Below are 26,247 nucleotides of genomic sequence, written 5' to 3'. Positions count from 1 at the left end.
GCCACACACCTTTCCGGTGAAATTAAAGATCTTTTACGAGATTGGCAATGCTTGATAATGAAGCGGAAGTCAATTGTTTATTGCTGAAATCGCTCAAAGTTTTTTCGCGTTTTTTCTTAGTGGAACAATGCTCGATCACCTCACAAAGGCGGTCACGGAAGCCATCCATAAATGTTTCAATCGTATGCCGGGAAAAGACGTCGGTATAGACAGCCTGAATATCAAGCTGATGATTGATGACCATGGCATTGATGTCCAAATCAAATTCCCTGGGCCGCTCTTCTGCAATGTTATGGCGCGGCTGATAAGGAGACATCCGCATCATTCCCTCAAGACCGTCGAACTGTCCGAGATAATTAAAGCAGACTTCAGGATCACGATGCTGAAGTCGTTGGGACGATTGCAAGAGCCCGTATCCTGTTCCATGGTTCGGCACGCGTCTCATCATGTCTTTCACAGTTTTTATACGACAAGCGGTTTTTTCGCTTGAATTCCCCGGCGCGCTCATATTCAGAAGAACCGGATAAATCGCGGTGAACCATCCTACGGTTCTGGAAATATCGATGTCTGGAACATGCCCTTCCCTGCCATGCCCCTCAACACTGACAAGGAATTGCTCATGTTTCGTCCAATCGGCAAGCGCCATTCCTAAGGCCGCCAGCATCAGTTCATTCACCTCTGTGCCGTATGCCTGTTTTGTTTGAAACAGCAGCTGGTTTGTCAGTTTCACGCTTAACATGCGAGAGGCGGTGAGCGTCTTTTTTTGCAGCCTTTCCGCATTCCTGTGACCGTCTTTTGGCAATGCGGCCGTTTCAAAAGATATCACATGCTCCCAATATGCCGCTTCCTCAAGCAGTTCGTTACTTGTTGACAATGGATGCAGCCTGTTTGCATATGTTACGTAAGAGTCGCTTTTCTGCGGCAATTTGATTTTTTTGTCTGCTAAAGCTTGCTGATAAGCTGTTTGTAAATCCTCAAGCAAAATTCTCCATGATACACCATCCACAATCAGATGATGAATCGCGATCAGCAGATGATCTGCATCCCGCAATCTGAACAATCCGATGTGAAAAAGGAGTCCTTCGTCCAAACGCATAGCCCGTTGTATTCGTTTTTCTTCCGCTTCTATGCGGTCGGCAATCTGCGTCTCGTCGGCGAGGTCTATGGTCTTAAAGCTAAATCCATCCCCATCCGTTTGACTGATTCCGCGGTTATATTGAAGGACACGTCCGCTATCGTCTTTCTTAAACATCATCCGCAGTGTGTCATGATGCTTGATTAAGGCGGTAACGGCCCGGCGCAGTGCAGTCTCGTTCAATCTTTTTTCACTCGTGAGCATGACTGCTTGATTATAATGATGTTCAAAAGCGCCAGGATAGGCGAAAAACCTTCGCTGGACAGGTGTTAGGCTGGCATTTCCTTCAACAGGTCCCTGATCGGCAATTGATACGGTCGGAGTCAGATGACTTGCCAGTTCTTCAATGGTTGGAAATTGAAATAAATCCCGAATCGTCATATCCCATCCTTCAGCGGCAAGACGAGCCGACACTTGCAGCGCTTTTATGGAGTCTCCTCCAAGCTGAAAGAAAGAGTCGGAAATGCCGGCTTGCCGGACATGGAGCACATCCTCCCAAATCCGGCATAGCAATGCTTGTTTTTCATTTTTCGGGGCATGGTAGGTTTGCGAGCGCTGAACATGTGCAGCAGGCAAGGCATCTTTATTCAGCTTTCCGTTAAATGTAAGCGGCATTTTCTCTAAACCGACAAAATGAGCCGGAATCATGTAAGCCGGAAGCCTTTTCGCCAAGTCTAAACGCAGATCGATGATGTCTGCTTCTTTAGGAACGATGTATGCCGCCAAATAGGTTTTCCCTTCGATATCTTTTTGAACGGCGACTGCCGCTTCTTTGACTTGCTCGTTCTTCAAAAGCGCATTTTCTATTTCTTCGAGCTCAATTCTGTAGCCCTTTATTTTGACTTGTTGATCAAGACGCCCATAAAGACGAAGGGTGCCGTCCGGAAGCCAGCAGGCCTGATCTCCGGTTTGATACAGCGGCTGACCTTGCCCTAAAGGATCGCTGAATTTGGCTTTTGTTAATTCAGCTATTCGCCAATAACCTTTGGCCACGCCTTCTCCCCCAATAAAAAGTTCCCCTGGAACACCGATGGGCTGAACTTGATTGTCCTTATTAAGGACATACATTTGTACATTTGGGAGCGGCATGCCGATCGGTACAAAATCACGATAAGGCTCTTTACTCATCGTGATTTCATAATAGCTTGAATCAATAGTTGCTTCTGTTACACCATAGCTGTTGATGATCCGCATCTCTTTCCCGAACCGTTCATTGAGTGCATAAAAATCCTGGGCACTGACAATATCTGAACCTAGGATCAGCACCTTTAGGCTCGGTAATCGATATTTTCGCCGATAAACATATTCCATAAAGGGAATAATTAGGGAAGGTGTTGATTCCATTAATGTAATCTGCTGTTGATTCATCAGCTTACATAACAGTTCAGGCTCAATTCTGACATCATCCGGGCAAATCACAAGCGTTCCCCCGTTTAAGAATGCCCGGGCTATGTCTCCTGAAAAGACATCAAACGAGAAACTGGCCATTTGCAGCACTCGCGCTGGTGTGCGGTCAAGCTCATAGATGCTTCGCCAAGCAAACGCTGCATGTGTGAAATTGCGATGTCTGACTTCAACTCCTTTTGGCGCTCCTGTTGTTCCTGAAGTATAGATGACATAGGCAGTATCTTTTGGAGTTGCGGTTGAAACAATATTCTCTTCGAGTAGGCCATTATGTTCATGGTCAAGATGGATGCAAGGCATACTGCCATCTGTCAAAAGTGAAGCGGTGTCTATATAATCAGCCTGGGCCAGCAGCGCAGATGCTTCGCTGTCTTTTAATAAAAACCGAATTCTTTCTTCTGGATAATGGGAATCTATCGGGATATACGCTCCTCCCGCTTTCAGCACGGCCAAAACACCTATGATGGCTTCAATCGAACGATTGGCCAAAATCGCAACTCGTTTTTCAGGACCGATTCCGGCTGTTTGAAGCGTCCGCGCCAGTCGATTGGCGCGACCATTCAACCGGTGATAGCTGATCTGTTTCGAGCCCTCAATGACTGCGATTTGCTGAGGATTATTCACTGTTGTTTCTTCAAACAGTTCGTGAAACACTCCTGATCGTTCTGGAAGTTGAAGGTGTTTGTGATTAAATTCAACAAGAATTTGGTGTTGATCTTCATCGTTCAGAAGATTGAAGCGCGCAAGCTCTGTCTCGGGCTGATGGGCGATATGGCGCAAAAGTACAAGCAAATGTTTCATCCAGCGCTCAATGGTTGTTTTCAAGAAAAGATCAGTGCTAAATTCCATGTCGAAATGGATGTTTCCGTTAGATTCGCAAGCGGTCAATGTAAGGTCAAAAATAGATACTTGATGGGCAAATGTTTGAACGCGATTGACTTGAAGACCGGCTAATTGCATATCGTGCTGTTCCGTGTTTTGCAAAATAAACATGGCGTCAAACAGCGGATTGCGGCTCATATCACGGACGACGCCGAGCCGGTCGACAAGCTCTTCAAACGGATAATCCTGATGCTCGAATGCCTCAAGCGCCGTTTGGCGTACCTCCCTTAAGAAATCAGGGAAACGTTTGTTTTCTGCCGGCTGCGATCTGATCGCCAGCGTGTTGACAAACATGCCGATGACAGGTTCTAAGTCTTTGTGCGGCCTTCCTGCGATCGGCGAACCGATGATGATATCCTCCTGTCCGCTGAGACGGGCAAGAAGCGTGCTGTACGCGGCGAGAAGAACCATATACAGGGTGCAGCCGTTGTCACGGGCGATCTTGTAAAGGCCAGCCGTCGTTTTTGCATCAAGCGTGCAGGACACTGTATCACCCGCAAAGCTTCGCACCGCCGGGCGGGCGTTGTCGGCCGGCAGATCCAGAACCGGCAGCTCGCCGTCGAGCTGCTTCAGCCAATAGGCCTCCTGTCTTTTGTACACCTCCCCTTGTTTGAAGGCCTGTTGCCAGACGGCGTAGTCTTTATATTGAATCCGCAGCGGGGCCAGCGTCCGGTTGGCGTACAGCTCGCTGAATTCATGGATCAAGGTGCCGACAGATACCCCGTCGGAAATGATGTGATGCATGTCAACCAACAACAGATGGCTCTCCCCCGCTTCCTTCACAAGAGCGGCGCGGAAAAGCGGCGCTTCTTGAAGGCGGAACGGACGGACAAAGTCTTCAGCCGCCGCCAACTCCATGAGCTGAAACGGGACAACGTCATGGATGCGCTGGACAGGCTCGCCATCTGCCCCGGTTTCAAACGACGTCCTGAGCGATTCGTGGCGGCGGATCAGCTGCCTGAAAACCTCATCAAGCCGGGCGCGGTCGAGCGGACCTGTCAGCTTAAGCGCCGCCGGCATATTGTAGCCGACACCGCCGTCTTCCAGCTGCTGAAGCACATACATCCGCTTTTGCGCTGAGGACACCGGGTAGGTGTCCTGTTTTTCCGCCGGTTCAATCGCCGCATGCGGGCTTTCATCCAATTCCTGAATCACGGCAGCGAGCTCTTCCAGTGTCGGCTTGGCGAAAATCTCCTTCAGCGGCACCTGTACGCCAAACGCTTTGGCGATGCGGGAGACGAGCGCAGTCGCCTTCAGCGAGTGGCCGCCTTGTTCGAAAAAGTGGTCGCGAATGCCGGCAGGGCCGTATTTCAGCACCTCTTCCCAAAGCTTGGCTACCTTCATTTCCGTGATGGTTCGCGGCGCGGTGTAAGCGCGTCGTTCAGCCGCTCCGGCGGGAGCGGGCAGCGCCTTGCGGTCAAGCTTTCCGCTCGGAGTGACAGGCCACTCTTTCATCTCGATGAAGGACGAAGGCATCATATAGGCCGGCAGGCGTTTGCCCAGCTCTGTCCTTACGGTCTGTTGATCCTGACCTTCAATATAGGCGCAAAGCTCGGTTTCCTCCCCTTCTGTCCGGGCGATAACCGCCGCTTCCCGCACACCGTCGATTTGTCGAAGCACCGCTTCGACTTCACCCGGTTCGATCCGGTAGCCACGGATTTTCACCTGGCCGTCCGTGCGGCCCAGCCATTCAACGGTGCCGTCCGGAAGCCATCTTGCCAGATCGCCTGTTTGATACATGCGTTCGCCTGGATAAAACGGGTCATCGAGAAACCGTTCTTTCGTCAGTTCCGGACGGTTCAAGTAGCCCCTCGCGACCCCCGCGCCTGCGATATACAGTTCTCCAGCTACTCCGGCTGGCTGGACGGCTTTCTCACTGTCTAAAATATAAAGGCGCGCCCCTGGTACAGGTTTTCCGATCGGAAGCCTTATCCGTTTCCTGTCTTTTTCGTGATCGTACAGATAAAATGCGGCATCCACCGTAGCTTCTGTCGGCCCGTAGCCGTGAATGACCGCAGTCTCCGGCAAAGAGCGGGCAAATCGCGCGGCTGTCTGGGGAGCAAGCGCTTCACCTCCGGCGAATACACGTTTAAGGGTTTTCGCAAGGCTTGTCATTTTCTCATCTGTTTCCATCTCCACCTGGTCTAAAAAGCTGTTCGCCATCGCCGGGATAAAATGAGCCGTCGTCACCCCTTCATTGACGAAGGCTTCTGTCATCAAAGCGGGATCTTTCTCCCAGCCCGGCGGAAGCAAATACATGGAGGCGCCGGGTATCATCCACCAAAACAACTGCCAGATCGAAGCATCAAATGAAAACGATGACTTCATTACGATGACATCATCTTCAGTTAATGGGAACTGCCGCTGCATCCCGGACAAAAAGGCGACAGCCTGGCGGTGTTCAACCGCGACCCCCTTCGGTGTCCCGGTTGAGCCGGATGTATAGATGACATAGGCGAGTGAGCCGCCATCCGTATGAGCGCAAACCGGTTCTGTCTCCTTTGGTCCCGCTTGAAGCGATGACAGATTGACCTCAAGTGCCTCACCGGAAAAGCCGGAGACGGATAACCCCGGCCCTGTGATGAGGAGCGTGGCGCCGCTGTCAGCGAGCATGTACCTGAGCCGTTCTTCAGGATAGTCCGGATCAAGCGGCACGTAAGCGCCGCCGGCTTTCAAAACAGCCAGCACCGCGATCACCATCTCCGGTGAACGATCGGCGAGCACGCCGATGACGCTTTCTTCGGCGACGCCTTTTTTCTTCAGACGGACAGCAAGCTGATTTGTGTACTGATCAAGCTCTCGGTACGTCAAGATACCGCCGGAAAAACGAAGCGCCGGCAGGTGCGGCGAAAGAGCCGCGCGGCGGTTAAAAAAACCATGCAGCGTCGGCGCCAAAGGTTTGACAGAATCTGTTTGGTTAAAAGCAAACAAAATCCGCTCCTTTTCGTTGGACTCTACCATATCGATATTTTTAATCAGCTGATCCGGCTTCTCGAGCGCCTTCTCTACAACGGTTAAAAGATGGGATTGAATCCGTTTAATATCATGTTCAGTAAACAAAGCGGTTTGATAATCAAAATTTAACTGTATGATACCGGTGTCAAGGCGCTCTTTAATCGAAACAGACAGCTGATTTGCAGTGCGCCCGCTGAAATACATGGCCGTTTCATACTCAAAGCCATCCGCTTGTTGCCATTGAAGCGGCTGATACTGTATGGAAGTGATGATTAAATTTTGCAGATCACCATGCTGATGCCTTAATTCGTTCATCAGCAGATTGTAGGGATATCTTTGATGACGCATGACTGACAGCTGTTCTTTCCCGATGCTTGTGACAAAGGAAAGAAAATCACAATCAGGATCAACTTCCATTCTGATTGGCAGTGTGCTCACAAACATACCGAGCATGTCTTTTTCCAGCCTAGAGGTGCGGTTTCCGTAATAGGTTCCAATCACAATATCTTTGCTGGAGGTCAGCCTGCTGATGCATATGTAAAACGAAGCCATAAACAGAGAAAGAATGCTGATTTGGTTCTTTTCGCAAAAGTGTCGGATTGATTCTGCCAAGGGATGTGAAAGAGTCAGGGTTTCTCTTATAGCGGCGGTGCTTTGTTGTTGAGGCAAGGCTTTTTCTGTTAGTGGGAAATGTTCTGGAATGGTGTGGTAGGTGTTTGTCCAAAATAAGCGGTCTTTTTCAAACCTGGAAGATTGCAAGTACTGCTTCTCTTTTTCGATATAGGTGAGGTAGGAAGGTTCATGATGTTGAGGTAAGGGTTCATTCCGAATCATTTTTTGATACATCTCAATCAGCTGATTGCCTAGCAGATTAAGAGAAATACCGTCCATTATGATATGATGGAATTTTGCATAGAGCCAAACTTCTTCGCTCGAAATCGCCAGCAGAGTGAATTGATAAAGCGGTGAATGAAACAGCTTAAACGGAATCGAAGTCTGATCGTCAATCCACTTGTTCCGTTCGGACTTGCCGGCCTTTGTAAAATCAATTGTCTCTATAGAAAGTGGGCGATGTTCAACGAGATAAAGATCAGGCTCTTCCCCTTTCCCTTCTGTCAGCTGAAAATGAAGTGAATCATGCAGGGAAACTGAAAAGTCCAAAGCCCGCCGCAGCACATCAAGGTCGATAGCTCCCCTGAATTTGACACAGGCTGCAAGATTGCAGATACTTGTACCCGGATCTAGCAACTCGGTAAACCATACTCTCCTTTGAGCATGGGTCAAAGTGTAGGTTGTGTTCAATGGAACCCCTCCATTTCAAATATAAGAGAATAAATAAGTAAAATAATTACAGTTTATATGACAATATATGGCTAAATCATACGTATGAGAATCATTGTAATACAAATTCGATAAAATACAACAATGTTTACAATAAATTCAATAATTTTTTAGAAAATGGTTATTTTATCTCATTTGCAGAATCCTTGTCTCTACTGTTGTTTATACCATTTTATTCAAAAAACAGTGATAACGATCCAAAGCACCGTGATCGAAATGGAAAATTGTCATCATTTATTCATAAAAAAAGATATCGTCTCATGTGTTTTTTTGAAAAACCTCATAAAAAAACTGTATCTTGATTGGTAAGATACAGTTTCTTGCCTCATTTTGTCTGATTTGAGCTTCTGGCTACACGACAGCCGTCTGAATACCGAGCCGTTGACAAGTTCGGATGATCCGGAGGGCGATTTCTCCCCGGTTGGCGATAAGCAATTACGCCCCTTTTTATGTTAGTCGCGCTTGAAAGTGAAAATTACAATTGAAAATGCTCAAGCGCCTGCTCCCTTAACTTGAATTTTTGCACTTTTCCTGATGCCGTCATCGGGAACTCTTCTACAAATGCGATATAGCGCGGAATCTTATAGCGGGCGATTTTACCTTTGCAGTATGCTTTTAATTCTTCAGCCGTCATGGATACTCCGCTTTTCAGTTTGATCCAGGCCGATACCTCTTCGCCGAATGTTTCGTCAGGTACTCCGACAATTTGGACGTCGAGAATGTTGGGATGCTTGTATAAAAACTCTTCTATTTCCCGCGGATATATGTTTTCACCGCCTCTGATGATCATGTCTTTTAATCTCCCGGTAATCCGGCAGTAGCCTTCTTCATCCATTACGGCTAAATCACCCGTATGCAAAAATCCTTCCTCATCGATCACCGCTGCCGTGGCCTCAGGGTTTTTGTAATAGCCTTTCATAACATGATAGCCGCGTGTGCACAACTCGCCTTGACCGCCTCTTGCAACCTCCTGGTTCGTGCCCGGTTCAGTTATTTTGACTTCTACATTCGGCAAGGCGCGACCTACGGTTTCGACCCTTCTTTTGAGCGAATCGTTGGCCCTCGTCTGGGTAATGACCGGTGATGCTTCCGTCTGTCCGTATGCAATCGTTATTTCAGACATTCCCATGTTATCGATCACTTTTTTCATGACTTCAATCGGACAGTTTGAACCGGCCATGATACCCGTTCTTAAAGAAGACAGGTCATATGATGCGAAATCTTGATCGTTCAGTTCAGCAATAAACATGGTCGGTACACCATGAAGCGCCGTGCATTTTTCCGTTTCGACGGCGGAAAGCACTTCTTTCGGACTAAATTCTTGTACCGGCACCATCGTCGCGCCGGCCGTGACACAAGCCAGGTTTCCCAGCACACAGCCAAAGCAGTGGAAAAAAGGAACAGGGATGCACATTCTGTCTTTTTTCGATAAATTCATGCATTCTGCAATATTAGCCGCATTGTTTGCCAAATTGGAATGGGTGAGCATCACGCCTTTCGGAAAGCCGGTCGTACCTGATGTATATTGCATATTGATGACATCATGCTCTTCGAGTCGTTCCATCCTGCGATCAAGCGCTTTTTCGCTTACCGATCCGGAGAGTTTTAATAGGTCATCCCAAAGATACATGCCTGGATGCCTTTTATTTCCCATCAAAATAATATTTTTTAAGAAAGGCAGCCTTTCAGATGCAAGCTTGCCCGGTTCGGACTCCTTCAATTCAGGAATCAGCTTGTAAAGGATATCAATGTATGAAGTGCCCCGGTATGATTCCATTAAAATGAGGGTTGTGGCATCTGACTGTTTCAGCACATATTCAAGCTCTGATAATTGATAGTTCGTGTTGACTGTGACAAGCACCGCTCCCGTTTTTGCCGACGCAAACTGGGCGGTGAGCCATTCCGGAGTATTGGAAGCCCAAATTGCGACATGTTCACCTTTATCAATACCGAGCGCCATCAGTCCTTTTGCGACTTTTCTGCACAACTGGTCAAACTGCCTGTACGTATAGCGGAGGCCGCGGTCCGGATAGACGACAGCCTCGTGATCAGGTGAGTTTACCGCGGTTTTCTCCAACAACTTTCCAATTGTCAAATGGAGCAGCTCTGCCAACGTTGTCCCTCCCTCCTGATGGAAAGCGTTTTCATTCCAGCGCTTGTTTGCCTATGCCGAGTTGCCTTGCGATGACGAGCCGTTGAATTTCTGAAGTCCCTTCACCGATTTCCATTAATTTTGCATCCCGTAGCATGCGCTCGACTCCATACTCTTTCATATACCCGTATCCTCCGTGTATTTGAATGGACTGATTGCATGTCCTGAACGCCATTTCTGAGGCATAAAGCTTGGCAAAAGCCGCTTCTTTTGTAAACGGCCGGCCTTGATCTTTCAGCCAGGCGGCCTTCAGCACCATATTGCGGGCGAGCTCAATTTCCATGGCCATGTCGGCAAGCTTGAACTGAATCGCCTGGAAATAGGAGATCGGCCGGCCGAATTGTTTTCGTTCGCTGGCGTATGCAAGCGCCGCCTCAAATGCACCTTGGGCAATACCAACAGCCAGCGCGGCGATCGAAATTCTGCCGCCGTCAAGTGTATTGAGAAATTGTTTAAACCCTTTTTCCGGGCTCCCCAATAGATTTTGCTTTGGAACGCGGACATTGTCCAATATAAGCTGTGATGTATTGGAGCCGCGGACACCCATTTTGTCATATTCGCTTTTAATGGTGAAGCCTTCCGAATCTGTCGGAACGATGATGGCGGAGATGATGTTTTTTCCGCTGTCATCTTTTCCGGTGACGGCGGTGACGATGACGGTCCGGGCATATCCGGCATTTGTGATCCAGCACTTCTCACCGCTGATCACATAGCTGTCCCCTTCCGAGCGGGCTTTTGTCCGGGTGCCGCCCGCATCGGAACCCGCATTCGGTTCGGTTAGCCCAAACGCTCCGAGCGCCCGGCCCGTCGCAAGCGGCACGAGGTACTCTTGTTTTTGTTCTTCAGTGCCGAAATAATAAATCGGTGCAGCCCCGAGCGATACAGCAGCAGCATAGCTTAGACCGGTGCTTCCGCACACTTTGCCGATTTCTTCGACGCTAAGCGCATAGGAAATCGTATCCCCCCCTGAACCGCCGTAGCTTTCCGGAAACGGAATCCCCAAGAGGCCGAGCTCCCCCATTTTTTTAAATGTCTCAATCGGAAATTCTCCCGTTCTGTCAACATGTTCGGCATGCGGTGCAATTTCCTGTTTCGCAAAATCTCTTGCGAGTTCGCGTACCATTTGCTGTTCTCTGGTTAGTTCAAAATTCATAAAGTGACCCCCTTTTTGGATCTCAAATTCCTTAGGCAGCAGAGCTTTGTAACATTATATTAAAAAAGTGCATTTTTCATGCCAGAGTATTTGGGACAGGCAAAATTGCACCGTTTGATGACCAACTGATACTTACCTTTACGTAAGTACCTGAACTAAAAGTGCATACTTACAAATTTGAAGTGTGAACTTTATACTCAGGATGAAAACATGCTAAAGGAGGACAAATCTTTGAAAACGCTAGTTATCGTTGCACACCCAAGTTTAGAAACATCAGTTATTAATAAACGCTGGGTAGAGGAACTCAGGAAATATCCGGAAAAGTATACGGTTCACGAATTGTCCGACGTTTACCCGGATGGAAACATAGACGCGGTAAAAGAACAAAAATTGGTGGAATCGCACGGCAATCTTGTTTTGCAATTCCCTATCTATTGGTTTAACTGTCCGCCTCTTCTTAAAAAATGGCTTGATGATGTATTAGCTTACGGATGGGCTTATGGTTCAGGAGGAGATCAATTAAATAATCGTAAAGTGGGATTAGGTGTATCCGCCGGAATTAAAGAAGAAGATTATCGTGAAGACGGAAGGTACCGCTATACGCTTGAACAAATATTAGTTCCATTTGAAACGACATTCCGGTATTGTCATGCGGATTATCGTTCATTTTTTGCATTTTACGGCAAGGAAAATGCGCCCGGCGGAAACGAGGAAGAAGAAACTGAGCCGGGTGCAGGAGAATTGGAAAAAAGCGCACGAGATTATTTGCATTTTATTGATCATCTGTAGCAGGGAGCAGGCTGTCAGCCCAGCCTGTTTTTCTCTCCCCACTCACACATCATATTGAACAAAGGTAGGAGGGAACGTCCGCGTTCAGATAATGAATACTCCACCTTTGGGGGGATTTGGGGAAATTCCTTGCGAATGATAAGGCCGTCTGCCTCCAGCTCTTTTAACATGATGCTTAGCGTTTTGAAGGAAATGGTGCCGATACTTCGCTTCAGCTCATTATGCCGCATCACTTCACGTTCAGACAGCCAATATAGAATGACGATTTTATATTTGCCGCTTATCAATGACAACGTATATCCAAAGCCGGTATCTTTAAGTTCCACACCGGTCGGAACGCAGGTTTTTCCGGATGGGGTTTGCATAACGTACACTCTCCTTCTGACTCCTATATCATAGATCATTATGTAATCTGATTGAAAGGATGTAAAGGGAGGATGTTGAAGAATGCTTTGTGAAAAACCTCTGCGCCTGTATGTTTCCGGGGATGTATATTTTGCCGGAAGAAAAAACTGCACCCTAAGTCTGACAATGCAGGTGCAGTTTCAATGCAGGCTTCTTTATTTATTTTCTGATATGGCCGTCGCCTCTCATGATATATTTGCATGTGGTCAATTCTTTCAGACCCATAGGTCCGCGGGCGTGAAGCTTCTGTGTAGAAATCCCGATTTCCGCGCCGAAGCCGAGTGCGCCGCCGTCGGTGAATCGGGTTGAGGCATTGTGATACAATGCAGCCGCATCAACTGCATTCAGAAAAGCCTTGGCTGTTTCCGGATTTTCGGTGATAATCGCTTCTGAATGCTTTGTTCCGTATGTTTCGATATGATCGCAGGCTTCTTCAAGACTTCCTGCGACTTTAACCGCGAGATCAAGGCTTAAATATTCGTTCTGCCAATCGGCTTCCCCCGCTGGTTTTGCGCCTGGAATCCATTGAACCGCCTTTTCGTCCCCGTGAACTTGAATCCCGTGTTCGTTTAAAGCATTGATGAGCGCGGCGCTGTTTTCCTCAAGCCATTTTTCGTGAACGATCAGCGTTTCAAGCGCATTGCAGACGGCGGGGCGGTCTGTTTTCGCATTGATCATGACATTGATCGCTTTTTCAGGGTCTGCTTCCCGGTCAATATAGATGTGGCAGTTGCCGACTCCCGTTTCAAGGACCGGAACGGTTGCGTTCTCAACGACTTCCTGAATGAGGGCGCCGCCTCCCCGGGGTATGAGTACATCGATATGTTCTTTCATCTTGAAGAGCTGCTTCGTGGCGCTTCGGTCCGTGCTTTCGATAAATTGTACGGCATCGCGGGAGATGTTTGTAGTCTCCAGCGCTTGATGCATGACAGAGACGATCGCTGTATTCGAATGAATGGCGGAAGAGCCGCCTTTTAAAACGATCGCATTGCCCGACTTTAAGGCGAGCCCGGTCGCATCGACCGTTACGTTCGGACGCGCTTCATAGATCATGCCGATGACGCCGAGAGGAACGCTGATTTTTTCCGCCTTTAGCCCGTTGTCGAGCGTCCAGCTTGATAGCGTTTCTCCGACCGGATCATCCAGTTCCGCGACTTCCAGCAGCCCATCGGCAAAATCCAGAACCCTGTCTTCATTGAGCGACAGGCGGTCGATGTATGCTGCATCATAGCCTTTTTTTCGTCCCGCTTCGATATCTTTGGCATTTTCAGTGAGGATATAGCTCATGTTTTGTTTCAGGTGTTCGGCCAATGCAGCAAGCGCCTCGTTCTTTTCTTTTTCAGTTGTCAGCCGCAAAGATTTTGCGGCCATTTTTGCCTTTATCGCTTTTTCTTCGATTTGTGCCCTGATGCTCTCGCTCGTCACAGTCATGTCAATTCCTCCTTTGATTTGTTTTAAAGCGGAACGGATAGCTCTAAATGACAGACAAACGCTTCTCTGTCAACGACAGCCTGTGAGGAAGCGGCTGTTTCCTGATTCGTATCCTTCTTCCATTTACGAAGCTGGGATGAGGAAAAGTTGACGACGCCGAGGCCGATTTCCTCTCCTTCCTGATCAAGGATTCGAACGACGGAACCGTTGCTGAAACGGCCGTTGATTTCGTAAATACTAGAAGGATACAGGCTTTTTTTACGGTCGATAATAAACTCTTTGCTTTCGTTGTGGACGACGATATCTCCTTCGGGTCCAGAGTTAAATGCTATCCATTGCTCTTTATGGTTGAGGGTGTGTGAATCCGCATTCGGAATAAAATAGGTTCCCTTGGCAGTCCCGCTGATTGCTTCGTGCAAAAGGCCGGGTGTGTCAGCGCGCCCTAAAAATCCTTTGATGCCTGAAGCCATTGTAATTTTAAAAGCGTCCAGTTTGGATTTCATGCCGCCGGTTCCGACTTCGCTTCCGGCATCCCCTGCTGAAGCTTCTATCTCCGGCGTGATTTCGTTTACTTCCCGGACGAGTGCGGCGTCCGGCGTTTTTCGCGGATTCGCGTCATAAAGGCCGTCTATATCAGAGAGGATGGTCAGTAGGTCGGCGTCGATCAGACCCGCCACTTTAGCAGAAAGCGTGTCATTGTCTCCGAATTTGAGCCGGTTGACGGTAACCGTATCATTTTCATTGATGATCGGAATAATGCCGCGTTTCAGCAGCACGTTCATCGTATTTCTCACATTGTTGTACCGTTTTTCATCTGAAAAATCGCTTTTTGTGATTAAAATTTGTGAAGCGATATAGCCGTGGGATAAAAAAAGCTTGGAATACGCTTCGATTAATAAGCCTTGGCCGACAGAAGCGGATGCTTGTTTTTCAGGCAATGTATCCGGCCTGTTGATGAAGCCCAGCTTCCGGTAACCGGCGGCTACAGCGCCTGATGAAACAAGGAGCACTTCGTGTCCTTCATCTTTGAGGCGGACGATCTGCTCAACGAGCTTTTCGAGCTTTTTGCTGCTTATTTCGCCGTGAAGACTTGTTAGAGAACTGCTTCCCACTTTGACAACTACCCTCTGTTGATTAGAGGTCATTTTATCACTCCTGTAGTCTTTTTCTTCGTAACGGGTATTTACTTTGCTGCGACTAATTGTTCAAGTTCCAGACTGATGGTTTTGGATCGTTTTGCGGCTTGTTTGACCGCCTGTTCAATCGCTTCGCCTCCGCCGCTTTCTTTCAAGGCCTTTAAACCGGCGGCTGTCGTACCGTTAGGGGAAGTGATGTTGTCTTTGAGAACAGCTGTATCTTCAGGGCTTTCCAACAGCATTTTGGCGGCGCCTAACAATGTCTGTGCGCCGATTTCCCTCGTTAATTTTTGGCTTAATCCAGCTTCGGCTCCCGCTTTTTCGATGTGCTCCATTAAATAATAAAAGTAAGCAGGCCCGCTGCCGGCAATACCGGTGAAAATGTCCATTTTGCTTTCTTCAATGGAATAGACTTCTCCCATGCATTGAAGCAGTTGTTTCGCGGTTTTTGACAGATCGGCTGTTACATGGCTTCCTTCGGCCATGGCGGTTGCAGATGCGCCGATTGCACTTGAGGTGTTAGGCATGATTCTGATGACCGGCTGCATGTCGTGCAGCGCGTTTTCAATAAATGAAATTGATATGCCAGCTAAAACTGACACGATAAGCTGATGGGGTTGAATATGCGGTTTTATGGAAATAAGAGCACTTTCTGCATCTTTCGGCTTCATCGCCAAGATGAAGCAATCGATGTTCTGATAGTCAATTTCTTCTTTTCTGACACCTTGTATTCCATATTTCTGCTGGAGTTCTTCTAAACGCCGGTGATTCGTGTAGTTTGTAACATAAATTTGCGAAGCAGGCAGTTTTTTGGATTGAACGATGCCTGAGATCATTCCCTCTGCCATTGATCCTGCCCCTATAAAAGCTACGTTTTTTTGATTAAAGATCTTTAACATCTCCCTTTGTTCGCATTTCTGTTCGTATTTTTCGAACACGGTTAGTATATTAACACTTTAGATATTTATGTCAAGTTTGCATGTTTTGATTGGACGGCGCAGGGTATGTGAAAAATGGAGATTTTTGAAGAAAAAAGGAAAAGAAAAGGAGGCTGAAGGCAGATTCTTCATCTTCATTTGCACCTTTTGTCGTTTGTCTTCCATCCATTTGAAGGTCGTTTGAATGATTTAACGGAATTTTTTGGAGAACAACAGCCTTTCGGACCGGTAAAAAAGTATGATCCTCAAGCCGTGTGAATGCAACTGGAAAAGCGCGGGCTCGAAGCTTGTCGAACCCGCGCTTGCCAATATCAATATGTTGTAATGTAAAGCTGCCCTTCATCACCGCGCCATTCCGCATACAGTACATCTTGATACTGAGTGATACCCTGACTTGATAATTGATTTTGCAACCAAAGCTCATCAAAGCCGGCTTCATGCAGATTGTTCTTTTCGAGCTGGCCGTCGAGGATTACCGGCACCGGGAGCTGAACCGGTTTGTAAGGGATGTTTAAGTCTTCTTTTGTCGGCATCCCGTATTTGTGTTTTGGGAGGACGCTGATCGAACCGTCTGTTTCCAGGATGGCATATTGAATCTCATTTAAGGAAAAACAGCCTTTCTCACGTGCCAATGTCTGCAGCTGGTTCAGATCCAATTTGTTCTTTTTAAGGGCGTTGTAATCAATTTTTCCTTTATTGATGACAATGCTCGGCCTGCCTTCGAGAAAACCTCTCGTGTTTTGCACTTTTTGTGATAAAACTTCTATTGAATAGATCAGGATGGCCCAAACGAGGATGGCGAAAAGGACTTTCCAGATGGTCACATCCTCATCGAAAATCGCGTTTCCAACCATCTCCCCCAATATTAAAGCGGAAATAAAATCAAACGGCGTAATTTGGGCAAATTGGGTTTTTCCCAGAATTTTCGTCATCAGAAACAAGGCTGCAAACCCTATCGTCAGTTCGACTACCAAGTGTACATATTCCATCAAGGTTCCCTCCCGAATCTCTCTCTTCATTGTTAACAATCGGGATGCAGTTTAAACCAGAGGAATACTTTTCCTGAGAAAAAGGACCGTCTGCTGCGCCACCGGAACGGGATCAGCCCAAAAAAGAGCGGCATCTGCCGTGTTCTTCTTCGGTCAAACCGCTGTTAAGTGCCGTGATCACGCCCGGCAATGAAAAGATACAGCGGCACGGGCGCCTTTTCTCAATGTGAACGGCATACCCTGGTGGAAAGGTGCATTACAGTGACAGACTTGTATCCGTCTGAACGCTAGCTCCATATGGCGGCCAGGTTAACTAAAGTCCCTCCATGCGGCAGGTTCTCTTTTACGTCCTCTTCCTCCAACGATTGATTTTACATGATCCCTGCTTCTTCGGGTATCTGATTGTTTCTGCCTGGCATGTTTCATGAGGCTTACTGATCCAAGAGTGGCAAGAAAAACACATAAAACAACTGTCACTGAATATAAATCAAAATCAAGAAAGATTTTCACGAGACTATACGAAATGACAAGTGAAAAAACCGGCGAAACAACCCATACTTTCATTAATTTTAAAATGACACTTTTACGAAAGATTGCCCTTCCCTTTTCAGAAAGGCCAATCCCGATAATGCTGCAAGTCGTAATCTGGGTTTGCGGCACGGGAATGCCGAATAGCGAAGCGCCGATGACCAGGGAAGCACCGAGTCCGGAAACACATGACCCTTGCAAAAGCGAAAACTCGGTGATTTTTTTTCCGTTCGTCTCAATGACTCTGCTGCCAAGGCAAATGGCTCCGATAGCCACGAACAGCCCCCCAAGAAACGTTCCGCTGCTGACTGACAAGAGGCCTGCTCCAACGAGAGGTCCAACGGAATTGGCGACATTGTTCATTCCCGCCGAAAAGGCTTCTAAAAAACCGGTTAAAATCACCAGTGCGGTGAGCAGCCGCGCCCATTTTTGCTGTTTGAGCCACCGCAGCTTCGCCTCAGCTTTTTTCAGCAATTGTCCAATTAAAAAAGCGAGAAAAAAAGCGGCAATCGGAATGATCAGCCAATACATAACAATCACCAACAGCTTATCGGTAAATACCGCCTGAAACGCGACGCCGACCCCAACAATCGAGCCGACCGTCACCTCGCTCGTTGAAAGGGGAATTCCCGCGATGTTCGCGATAAACAGCGAGATCGCAGATGCCCCAAGTATAATTACGACAATATGCACATTGAGAATAGACGTGGGAATGATGCCTGAACCGATTGTTTTCACAACCTCTCCTCCGCCTATCATGGCGCCCAGAAATACGCCAATTCCGCTGATCCACAAGGCCGCCTGCCTTTTCCGGACGGCACCTGCGCCATATGCTATTCCCATCGACGCTGCTGCTCCGCTCGCTCCTATGTTCATGGCAAAAAACAAAGCGATAATGAATGCCAAAATGGTAATCGTCATTTTTTACCCAGCTCCTACCGGAATTGATGCAGCCCGCATTCTGTTTTTTCCTGGTGGGCCCACCTTCCCGCTCTTAAATTGCCGCCGTCTGCTACGGGAAGCGTACACACCTCACACCCGATGCTCGGATAATCTTGATCATGTAGCTTGTGATACGTCAGCTGATTCAGCTTAATGTAAGTCCAGACATCTTCCCATGTCCAGTGAATAAGGGGGCAGATTTTAATCAGTTTAAAATTGTCGTCCTTGTTGAGATATCGGACATGTTTCCGTGTTTCCGACTGCTCCCGCCTCAGCCCGGTAATCCAGGCCTCCATGCCTGATAGATGCTCCCTGAGCGGCTCGATTTTGCGAAGGCGGCAACAATGGTCCGGTCGGTGCTTCCAAAGTTCGCTGCCATAGCGTTTTTCCTGCTCTTCAAGCGAGAGGCCGGGTTTCAAAAAGCGGATCGACAGACCTGGGTAGCGATCTTTCACTTCATTGATCAGCTCATACGTTTCCGGAAAATGCAGTCCAGTATCTAAAAACACGATATCCGCTTCTTTCACTACCTTTGAAATCAAGTCGATCAAAACGATTCCTTCCGCACCGAAACTGCAGGCATAAACGATTTTCTGATACGTGCTGTACGCCCATTTCAAAACATCCATCTCGCCGCTGAAGGTATCCATCACCTCTTCAGAAGCTTTTTCATCCCATCTGTTATACGTTAAAACATCGTTCATCGATTTTCCCCCAATACGTCCTAAAGTGATACGAAACATGAACTGAAAGAACATATAGGCAGATTATTCACTTTTCAAACTAAATGTGATCTGGAAAATGTTATGATTTCAGCAATTTTGTGAATATCCGAATGATCAGCGTACAATATAACTGAAACAAACCGGTTAAAATTGACGGGAAAAGAGCCGGATCTAATATGCTGATATATTTTCAGCTGCTAAGTAAGTGTTTCACAAATCTGTTGCGGGCCTTCTGTTTACGTCAGTGTTCATTGGAAAGAACTAGTGAGGAACCATATGAAAGGACGGCGAATATACTTACTTTGACTTCAAAAAATGGATAGATACCTAGGTTGAGGGGCTAACATGCTGCCTAATGGGGAGGTGGGCGAAGATCACTCCTTGCCGAACGGCAACACATGAATGGGAAAAACGATAAACGGGGAAAGGTGAATTCTTATCGTGACAGCTGAATAATGGCCAACAGACATTTACCTAAAAATATGAAAGATACAGTAGATTGTGAGGGGTAATCAATGATTTCTTCTGAACTGATACTGCCCGACAGGCAGCTTAAACCAAGAATGAAAGGGATCACCATCCTGATCGATAACGGGGTTCCCTTGAGCTTTTTTAAAGATACGATTCACGGAGCGGCAGATTATATAGATTTTGTGAAATTTGGATGGGGAACGTCTTTAATTACGAAGTATTTGGAGGAAAAAATCGATTGTCTGAAGCAGAATGACGTTCAATTCTTTTTTGGAGGAACGTTGTTTGAGAAGTTTTTAAGCCAGGATAAAATTGAAGATTACTACCGCTACTGCAAATTATATGGATGTCGTTATGTGGAAATATCAAACGGGACGATCCGTCTCTCTAATAAAGATAAAGCAAGCTTTATTTCCGATTTTTCGAAAGAGTTTCACGTGTTCAGCGAAGTCGGCAGCAAAGACAGCACCCTCAGCAGTGAGCTGGAGTCAGCCGAATGGATCGATTACATCCTCGAAGATCTTGAAGCTGGAGCCGAGAAAGTGATCACGGAAACGAGGGAAAGCGGCACGAGCGGGCTGTGCAAAAGCGATGGAGAAATGCGGTCCCAGCTTATTGAGGAGATTCTTCATTCCGGTATCGCTTCTGGGGATTTAATTTTTGAAGCGCCGACAAAACAGCTGCAGACGTGTTTCATTGAAAAAATCGGTCCTGACGCCAATTTGGCTAATATTCCGTTTCAGGATGCCATTCCGCTTGAAACGCTAAGACTGGGACTTCGATCAGATACATTTTATTTATTTGATTAGGTTCGCTTAAAAAGCGGCCTATTTTTTGTTGCGGAAACCGGCGATAGGCATCAATAACGGACGGAAGCGAATCTGATAAATCGCATCGATGATCCTCGTCGAAATCCATTGGCAGATCAGGGCTTGGATAACGATTCCCCAGGCGATGACAGACGCCGTCAAAAGGAAAATGAAAGCGTTCATTATAAACAGCGCAGTTCCCGGTTTTCCGCCGCGGTAAATCGATATCATTAAAGCCAAGGCGCCAAAACCGCCGTTAGAAATATTGTATTTATATAGCAGTCCAACCCCCGTTCCCAAAAGGACGGAGCCGTAAAATAAATCCAGCCAGATATTGTTCGTCGTCATGACGGGCATGCAGGATTCGAAGATCTGCACCGAAACGGACGTCATGGTAATCGCCCCCATCGTCCCGAAGACTGTCACGGGTTCCAGCCATTTAACGGCCGTCAAAAGCAGCGAGAAGTTGACAGCCCAGACGGTTAATCCGTGCGGAACCTGAAACCAAAAATTGAGTAAAACAGCGATGCCGGCTGCGCCCCCTGAAGGAATATGGTTTGGAAACAAAAACAGCGCCATACCGAGACCTTGTAACACGCTGCCCAACACAATAGCATGTACGATTTTGAGTTTTCTTCCCATACGGATATAATCCCCTTTAAAGAAACTTGTCCTCTTTCCTACTATATGTAAGGGGAAATGAAAAATATCACATTTTTTCGGGGTGGCGCTGATCAGATGTAAGTCGATCCGTCCCACACATACGCTTCTACGAGCTCTGTATCGATTTCGATTTTGTCGGGGACTTGGATGCAGCCGTCTTTTATGCTGGCGGGCACGAGTTGTGTGAATGGATTCTCCATCGCATCCCATTCGAGCGGTTCGATATCTTCTCCGTCCATTTTGGTCCAAGGCGGTAAACAGGCTTGTCCGAAAATGGCGTATATTCTTGAAAGTCCGCCGTCATAGCTGTGAGGAGAGACCCTTTTTCCGAAATGCCTGGCGAGCTTCAGAACGGTTTGAAAATCGTCTGTGCCGTCACAGTGCATAACATCGGGCTGAGCAATATCGACTGCGTTCTCCAGAAAAATCGGCAAAAACGGTTTTGCGCCTTTTACGTTTTCTCCTCCGGCAACCGGAACAGAAAGCGCTGAGCGCAGCATCCGGTATTCAGCGGGGTCGTCAAACGGCATGGGCTCTTCAAACCAAAGCACATTGCGCCAGCCGGAAAACCACGTTTCCCATTTGCGCGCGGCGGCCTGATCATAACTCTGGTTTGCATCGAGAATCAGTCCGGTATTTTGCCCTGTCATCTCCTGGAACGCCTGAATATGTGCCAAGTCTTCTGAAAACACCTTGCCTCCCGCTTTCAGCTTGACGGTTTTAAATCCGTCCCGTACAGCCTTTTCGATGAGTCGGAGGGAATGACGGCTCCAATCCGGTCTGTTTGAATACGATTGGAATGATGCATATACCGGGATCTGCTCCCTCAGTTTTCCTCCCCATAATTCGCATACAGAAAGACCTGCTTTTTTCGCCGTGATGTCCGTTAAAGCCATGCTTACGGCAGATGCGGCCCGCTGATGCCACTTTTTGATGACGGTGAGAAGCTCCGTGCGATTGCTCGCTTCTTTTCCAATTAAATAAGGAATGATTCGTTTTTTAAAGCCTGTATCCAAAGCAGGCAGCCAATCCGCGCATTCTCCCCATCCCGTCAGTCCTGAAGCTGTCGTGATCCGAATCAGATAGCACGTTCTGTAGCTTTTCAATCCGTTCGCATCGCCGTAAGGGGAGGAAAGCTTGTGGAACAGCGGAAATGTGTCAACCTTTTCTATGCGCATGTTTTTTTCCTTTCCTCCTATCTAGCGTCAGCCGGCTGCAGCCCTTTGTCCCCTTTTTTGGTGTCTTCCTTTTTGACATGAATCATGGTCAGCACAAGCACACCAACGACTAATGTCAGGCCCGCAATGGACATAAACATGCCGAGTTTCGACCATTCCATCAGTCTCCCGAAAATCGGCGGACCGATGGCGACTCCTAAAAACCTGACCGATCCGTACAGAGATGTCACAAAGCCGCGCCTCTCTTTTCCGACAGCCCCGGTTATGAAGCTGTTAACACACGGCAGAACAAAGCCTGTACCGATGCTGCTGATGACAAGGATCGAAATAAAAGGAATGAGCGCGGAGAAAAAAGACAGTGTGCCATAGGAAATCGTAATCAGAGCGAGCCCGATGACCATCATTTTTTTCATCAGCTGCTGATTTTGTCCGATTTTGCTACCCGTAATATATGATGTTGTACACATCACAAGCAGAGGAATCGCCAAAATCAGACCTTTCTTTACACCGTCTGTATGAAATTCTTTTTCCAAAATATCAGATAAGTAAAAGAGGATGCCAAACAGAGTAAACAAACAGACGGCTCCTGCGAGATATGCGGTGAAAAGCCATCTGCCCTCATGTTTAAAAACGCTTGTCAGCCCTTTTACATATTTTCCAAGAGGCGGCGGATCTTTTTTCTTGTCTTTTTCTTTGATAAAAATCCAAGTCAAAATGATCGGTGCAATACAGAAAGCCGGAAATGCAAAAAACACCCAAAACCAAGCGATCAATGCAATCAACGATCCTAAAATCGGAGACAGCACTTTTCCGAAGCCGTTCGAGGCTTCAACAAGACCGAGCACCCGGCTTTCGTCAGACCCTTTAAAAAGGTCTCCTGTCAGCGCCATTGCGATCGGCGCTGTACCGGCTGCCCCGAGCCCCTGCAGTCCTCTCCCGAAAAGCACCCACGGGAAGGCGTTCTCAAAGGTCGTCGATGCAAAGCCTGCAAGAATCCCGCCTGCCCCGTAAAGGAACAGGCACGGAATAATCACCACTTTCCTTGAGAAGCGGTCCGCCAAGTAACCCAGCAGCGGAATAAAGAGCGCTGCAGTGATCGAAAACACGGTAATGACAAGGCTGACTTGAAATTGCGATAAATTGAGTTCGGATTTCATCTTCGGCAAAATCGGAATCAGCATCGAATTTCCCAACGTCATAATCAACGGGATCGACCCGATAGCGACAACCGTCATGCCAGAGGTTTGTTTTTCTGCCATAAGTTTGTACATCCTTCCTATTCATGATGAACTGTAAAATTTGAGTTAAGTGATCCGTTAACATCCGTCATCAGCTTAGCTTCGTTCCTGACCGTTTTTCAGGTTCGCGCCGGCCGAGCCGTTCAGTATACAAATCGATATCCACCGCATACCTCGGCCTTCTTTTCACTTCGGTGAAAATCGTTCCGATATATTCGCCGATAATGCCGATCCCCATCAATTGCAGACCGCCTAAAAACCATATCGAAATGATCAGCGAAGCCCAGCCTGCATTCGTGTAGCCGAGCAGTTTTTGTATCATTGCATATATACCCGCGATGCAGCTTAGGAAAAATAAGAAGAAGCCAATCAGGGTAAAAAAACGGATCGGAGCGACACTGAAAGACGTAATCCCATGAAAAGCGAAAGAAAGCATTTTTTTCAGCGGATATTTCGTTTCTCCAGCCAGCCGCTCTTTTCGATCATAGAACACTTTGGCCGACCGAAGGCCGATCAGGGGCACCAGACCGCGCAGGAAAACATTTGCTTCTGCATAGCGGCTGAGCTCCTCAAGCGCCCGTTTATTCAAAAGCCGAAAATCGGCATGGTTATCGACCAGCTGGATGCCAAGCTTATTCATGATCCGGTAAAACCATGCGGCTGTCGTTCGTTTAAACCATGTATCTGTTTTTCGGCTTCGGCGTACACCGTAGACGATTTCATAGCCCTCATGATATTTTTCGATAAACCGGCGAATCGCCGAAATGTCATCCTGAAGGTCGGCATCGATTGAAATCACGCAATCCGATTTTTGCTTCGCTTTATCGAGTCCGGCTAAGAGGGCTTTTTGATGTCCTGAATTACGGGCCAGCTTCAAGCCTGTCACATAGCGGTTTTTTGTGCTTTCCATGGCAATCAGCGGCCATGTGCGGTCCGTCGATCCGTCATCGACAAATAAAAGCTTGCTCTCTGAAGAGATCAGTTTGTCTGCTGTGAGATCATCCAATACCGCAGTCAGCTGTTTTGCGGTTTCGGCAAACACGTCTTCTTCGTTATAACAGGGTACGACGATCGTCAGCAAAGGCTGTTGAAGATTCAATTTGCTTCCTCCTTATCGATGCTTATTTGGCTTCATATACATAGATGTTCCAAGCGGACTGCGGGTGGCTGAACCGCTTTAAAAAAGCAAGCTTGTTTTGTTCTGCATTCATAATCGGAACGGAAGAAAAAATATATCGTCCCCCCATTTTTTTGAACGCTTCAGTGTTTAATTCCAGGTTCGTGATTTTTTTCTTCGTGTTCTTTTTGAACGCGTAATGTTTTCCAAGCTCGTCAACAAACAAGTAGCAGCGGCTCCCCCACTCATCGAAATAGCGCTTCAAGGCCGGATTTTTATCAAGCTCTTTGGCGATGATTTTCCGGAATTGATACTTGTATTTGAGCGGATAAATATTGGCATACGTATCAAGTGTGTAGAAGCCGTTATACTGCGCAATCGCAGGATGCAGGCCGATACTCGCCACCCGGTAGGAGTCGGGCGGCTGACCGATGAATCGTTTGATTTGTTTAAACTGATCTGATGCATAAAATTCCCGAAATGTCGGGGCGTGGTGGTATGCGCCGTAAGTCAGCTCTTCGTGAAACGGAATAAGCACGAGCAGCTGGGCGACCAGCGCGGCATGCACGAAGCGCCGACACCTCTTCCCCATTTTCCACAATATGTAGCATGCAACTGCAAAGCTTGCGTATATCACAAGAGGGCGCAAAAAGTGAAAACGCGCGAAATTGAATGCCGAAAGCAGGCTGATCTTTTCCTTTGGAAGCGCCCACAGCTTGTTGAACCAGAAGGCATACCATAAAGAAAGCACATAATTTAAAATGAATAAAAAGATAAACAGCTTTTCTTCTCTTGGTCGCTTTTCGCGTTGTCTTGCAACGACGAGCCCGAAAGTGAGCACAATCAAAGGCAGTATCACTGCCGTATGAACGGTCATAACATGATTGTGGCCGAGCACGAAATTTTTAAAGGACAACCGGAACGAATGAAGGATGTCATGCCTCGACGAAATAAATTCAACGCGATGCATCGTTTCACCTGAAGCAAAAACCGAATAAACAAGCCGGTATTCTATCGCCAGAAAAATGCCTGTCATAAGGGCGATACTTCCGAGAAAGCGAAGGTTAAAGCTACGCTTTGTGACCACATCATAAAACCAAATCAGCGAAACGGCGGCAAGGAAAAAGAAGAAACCGAGCACAAAGCTTGAGTAAAGCGGCAAAAGTGCAAGGGTTGCCCACTCTTTCCATGAGTCGTTCCCTGCCCTGATGTTTAAAAAAGCCCATAAAGCCAAAGGATGACCAAGCGTGCTGAGCATTCCCGAAGGCCAAAAGGGTGTCAGGGCAAAAGCAAGCGATACCGCGATTCTGATGAAATACGCTTTTTCATCGCGAATCACATGGCTTTTCAGCAGCAGGTACATCCCGACAAAGGCAAACACCCTCGTGATCGTCTGGCTTAAAGCATATGCGGTCATCGAGGGAAACAAGGCATGAAGCCAGACAATGCCGCTCCATTCCGTTCCGTAAGCATCCCGCGGCAGTCCGTTGATGATTTGCGGAATGACCGCTTTAACGCCGCCGAGCAGTTGTCCGCTTTCGGCCAGCACCTTATACCAGGCGATGTTGGAATCCAGGTTGTCATGCACGCGGATATGAGCGTTTTCATTTAATATGTAAAGCGGAAGGACATAGAGAAGAATGACACTGAATGCGAAAATCAAATATCGCTTTTCTCTGCTCAACTTTTTGACGAATAACGACACGAATACCACATCCAATTTGTTCTCTTTTAGAAATATAGAGCTTTTATCATATCGCTGTTATTATTCGTGGAAGCGTTTTGAAAAATTCATCAAAATGAAAAAAGCTGTCTGTTTCACCAGACAGCTTCGCTTTACCCATTACCAAGGGTACGGGTAGTAAG

17 protein-coding genes and 1 pseudogene are annotated in these 26,247 nt (G+C 47.3%); 2 read left to right on the top strand and 16 right to left on the bottom strand.

Annotated features, from left to right (window positions below; translation table 11 throughout):
- Nucleotides 1-22 precede the first annotated feature (22 nt).
- From H2R00_RS04795 to H2R00_RS04780, 4 genes and pseudogenes are all read right to left on the bottom strand, one after another.
- A complete protein-coding gene (locus tag H2R00_RS04795) occupies nt 23-7,678 on the bottom strand; it encodes a non-ribosomal peptide synthetase (protein WP_182070571.1) in 7,656 nt (2,551 codons plus the stop codon).
- A gap of 393 nt (nt 7,679-8,071) precedes the next feature.
- Nucleotides 8,072-8,152: pseudogene (locus H2R00_RS04790) on the bottom strand (biotin carboxylase N-terminal domain-containing protein); the annotation flags it as partial.
- A gap of 40 nt (nt 8,153-8,192) precedes the next feature.
- A complete protein-coding gene (locus H2R00_RS04785; RefSeq protein ID WP_182070570.1) occupies nt 8,193-9,830 on the bottom strand; it encodes an AMP-binding protein in 1,638 nt (545 codons plus the stop codon).
- Between the two features lie 31 nt (nt 9,831-9,861).
- The gene (locus H2R00_RS04780) at nt 9,862-11,022 is read right to left on the bottom strand and encodes an acyl-CoA dehydrogenase family protein (RefSeq protein ID WP_182070569.1); all 1,161 of its coding nucleotides are present in this window, start codon (nt 11,020-11,022) and stop codon (nt 9,862-9,864) included.
- Between the two features lie 231 nt (nt 11,023-11,253).
- Here H2R00_RS04780 and H2R00_RS04775 point away from each other — a divergent pair, with 231 nt between their 5' ends.
- Nucleotides 11,254-11,811, top strand: a complete 558-nt coding sequence (locus H2R00_RS04775) for an NAD(P)H-dependent oxidoreductase (RefSeq protein ID WP_154998254.1) — start codon at nt 11,254-11,256, stop codon at nt 11,809-11,811.
- Nucleotides 11,812-11,825: 14 nt separating this feature from the next.
- Here H2R00_RS04775 and H2R00_RS04770 read toward each other — a convergent pair whose 3' ends face one another.
- The 7 genes from H2R00_RS04770 to H2R00_RS04740 form a co-directional block, all read right to left on the bottom strand.
- A complete protein-coding gene (locus H2R00_RS04770) occupies nt 11,826-12,176 on the bottom strand; it encodes a winged helix-turn-helix transcriptional regulator (RefSeq protein ID WP_154998262.1) in 351 nt (116 codons plus the stop codon).
- A gap of 199 nt (nt 12,177-12,375) precedes the next feature.
- Complete coding sequence (locus tag H2R00_RS04765) at nt 12,376-13,647, bottom strand: glutamate-5-semialdehyde dehydrogenase (RefSeq protein ID WP_182070568.1); 1,272 nt, start codon at nt 13,645-13,647, stop codon at nt 12,376-12,378.
- Between the two features lie 23 nt (nt 13,648-13,670).
- Nucleotides 13,671-14,792: a glutamate 5-kinase gene (proB, locus tag H2R00_RS04760; RefSeq protein WP_154996783.1), complete on the bottom strand. Its 1,122-nt coding sequence runs from the start codon at nt 14,790-14,792 to the stop codon at nt 13,671-13,673.
- 38 nt (nt 14,793-14,830) lie between these two features.
- Entirely contained in the window at nt 14,831-15,682 is an 852-nt protein-coding gene (proC, locus tag H2R00_RS04755; RefSeq protein ID WP_182070567.1) for a pyrroline-5-carboxylate reductase, read from the bottom strand.
- A 350-nt stretch (nt 15,683-16,032) separates the two neighbouring features.
- Nucleotides 16,033-16,710, bottom strand: a complete 678-nt coding sequence (locus H2R00_RS04750) for a YetF domain-containing protein (protein ID WP_154996779.1) — start codon at nt 16,708-16,710, stop codon at nt 16,033-16,035.
- A gap of 309 nt (nt 16,711-17,019) precedes the next feature.
- On the bottom strand, nt 17,020-18,159 hold the full coding sequence (locus tag H2R00_RS04745; RefSeq protein ID WP_154996778.1) for a sulfate permease: 1,140 nt from the start codon (nt 18,157-18,159) through the stop codon (nt 17,020-17,022).
- Nucleotides 18,160-18,173: 14 nt separating this feature from the next.
- A complete protein-coding gene (locus H2R00_RS04740; RefSeq protein WP_076792193.1) occupies nt 18,174-18,884 on the bottom strand; it encodes a phosphoadenylyl-sulfate reductase in 711 nt (236 codons plus the stop codon).
- A 536-nt stretch (nt 18,885-19,420) separates the two neighbouring features.
- Here H2R00_RS04740 and H2R00_RS04735 point away from each other — a divergent pair.
- Entirely contained in the window at nt 19,421-20,185 is a 765-nt protein-coding gene (locus tag H2R00_RS04735; protein ID WP_043927648.1) for a phosphosulfolactate synthase, read from the top strand.
- Nucleotides 20,186-20,203: 18 nt separating this feature from the next.
- Here the strand turns inward: H2R00_RS04735 and H2R00_RS04730 are convergent, their stop codons facing one another.
- The 5 genes from H2R00_RS04730 to H2R00_RS04710 all read right to left on the bottom strand — a co-directional run bounded on the left by H2R00_RS04730 (nt 20,204) and on the right by H2R00_RS04710 (nt 26,086).
- A complete protein-coding gene (locus H2R00_RS04730; protein WP_154996775.1) occupies nt 20,204-20,827 on the bottom strand; it encodes a YitT family protein in 624 nt (207 codons plus the stop codon).
- Nucleotides 20,828-20,919: 92 nt separating this feature from the next.
- Nucleotides 20,920-22,026 carry a mandelate racemase/muconate lactonizing enzyme family protein gene (locus H2R00_RS04725; RefSeq protein WP_182070566.1) on the bottom strand — a complete coding sequence of 369 codons (1,107 nt, stop codon included), beginning with the start codon at nt 22,024-22,026 and terminating at the stop codon, nt 20,920-20,922.
- 17 nt (nt 22,027-22,043) lie between these two features.
- Nucleotides 22,044-23,285 (bottom strand): MFS transporter, encoded by a 1,242-nt coding sequence (locus tag H2R00_RS04720; protein ID WP_154996772.1) that lies wholly within the window; start codon nt 23,283-23,285, stop codon nt 22,044-22,046.
- Nucleotides 23,286-23,355: 70 nt separating this feature from the next.
- Nucleotides 23,356-24,363, bottom strand: a complete 1,008-nt coding sequence (locus tag H2R00_RS04715; protein ID WP_154996770.1) for a glycosyltransferase family 2 protein — start codon at nt 24,361-24,363, stop codon at nt 23,356-23,358.
- Between the two features lie 22 nt (nt 24,364-24,385).
- Entirely contained in the window at nt 24,386-26,086 is a 1,701-nt protein-coding gene (locus H2R00_RS04710; protein WP_244958315.1) for a DUF6044 family protein, read from the bottom strand.
- Between the last annotated feature and the right edge of the window lie 161 nt (nt 26,087-26,247).

Source organism: Bacillus haynesii (genome assembly GCF_014042035.1).
In the GTDB taxonomy this organism is placed as follows: Bacteria; Bacillota; Bacilli; order Bacillales; family Bacillaceae; genus Bacillus; species Bacillus haynesii.
This window is presented reverse-complemented; position numbering and strand designations above follow the sequence as displayed.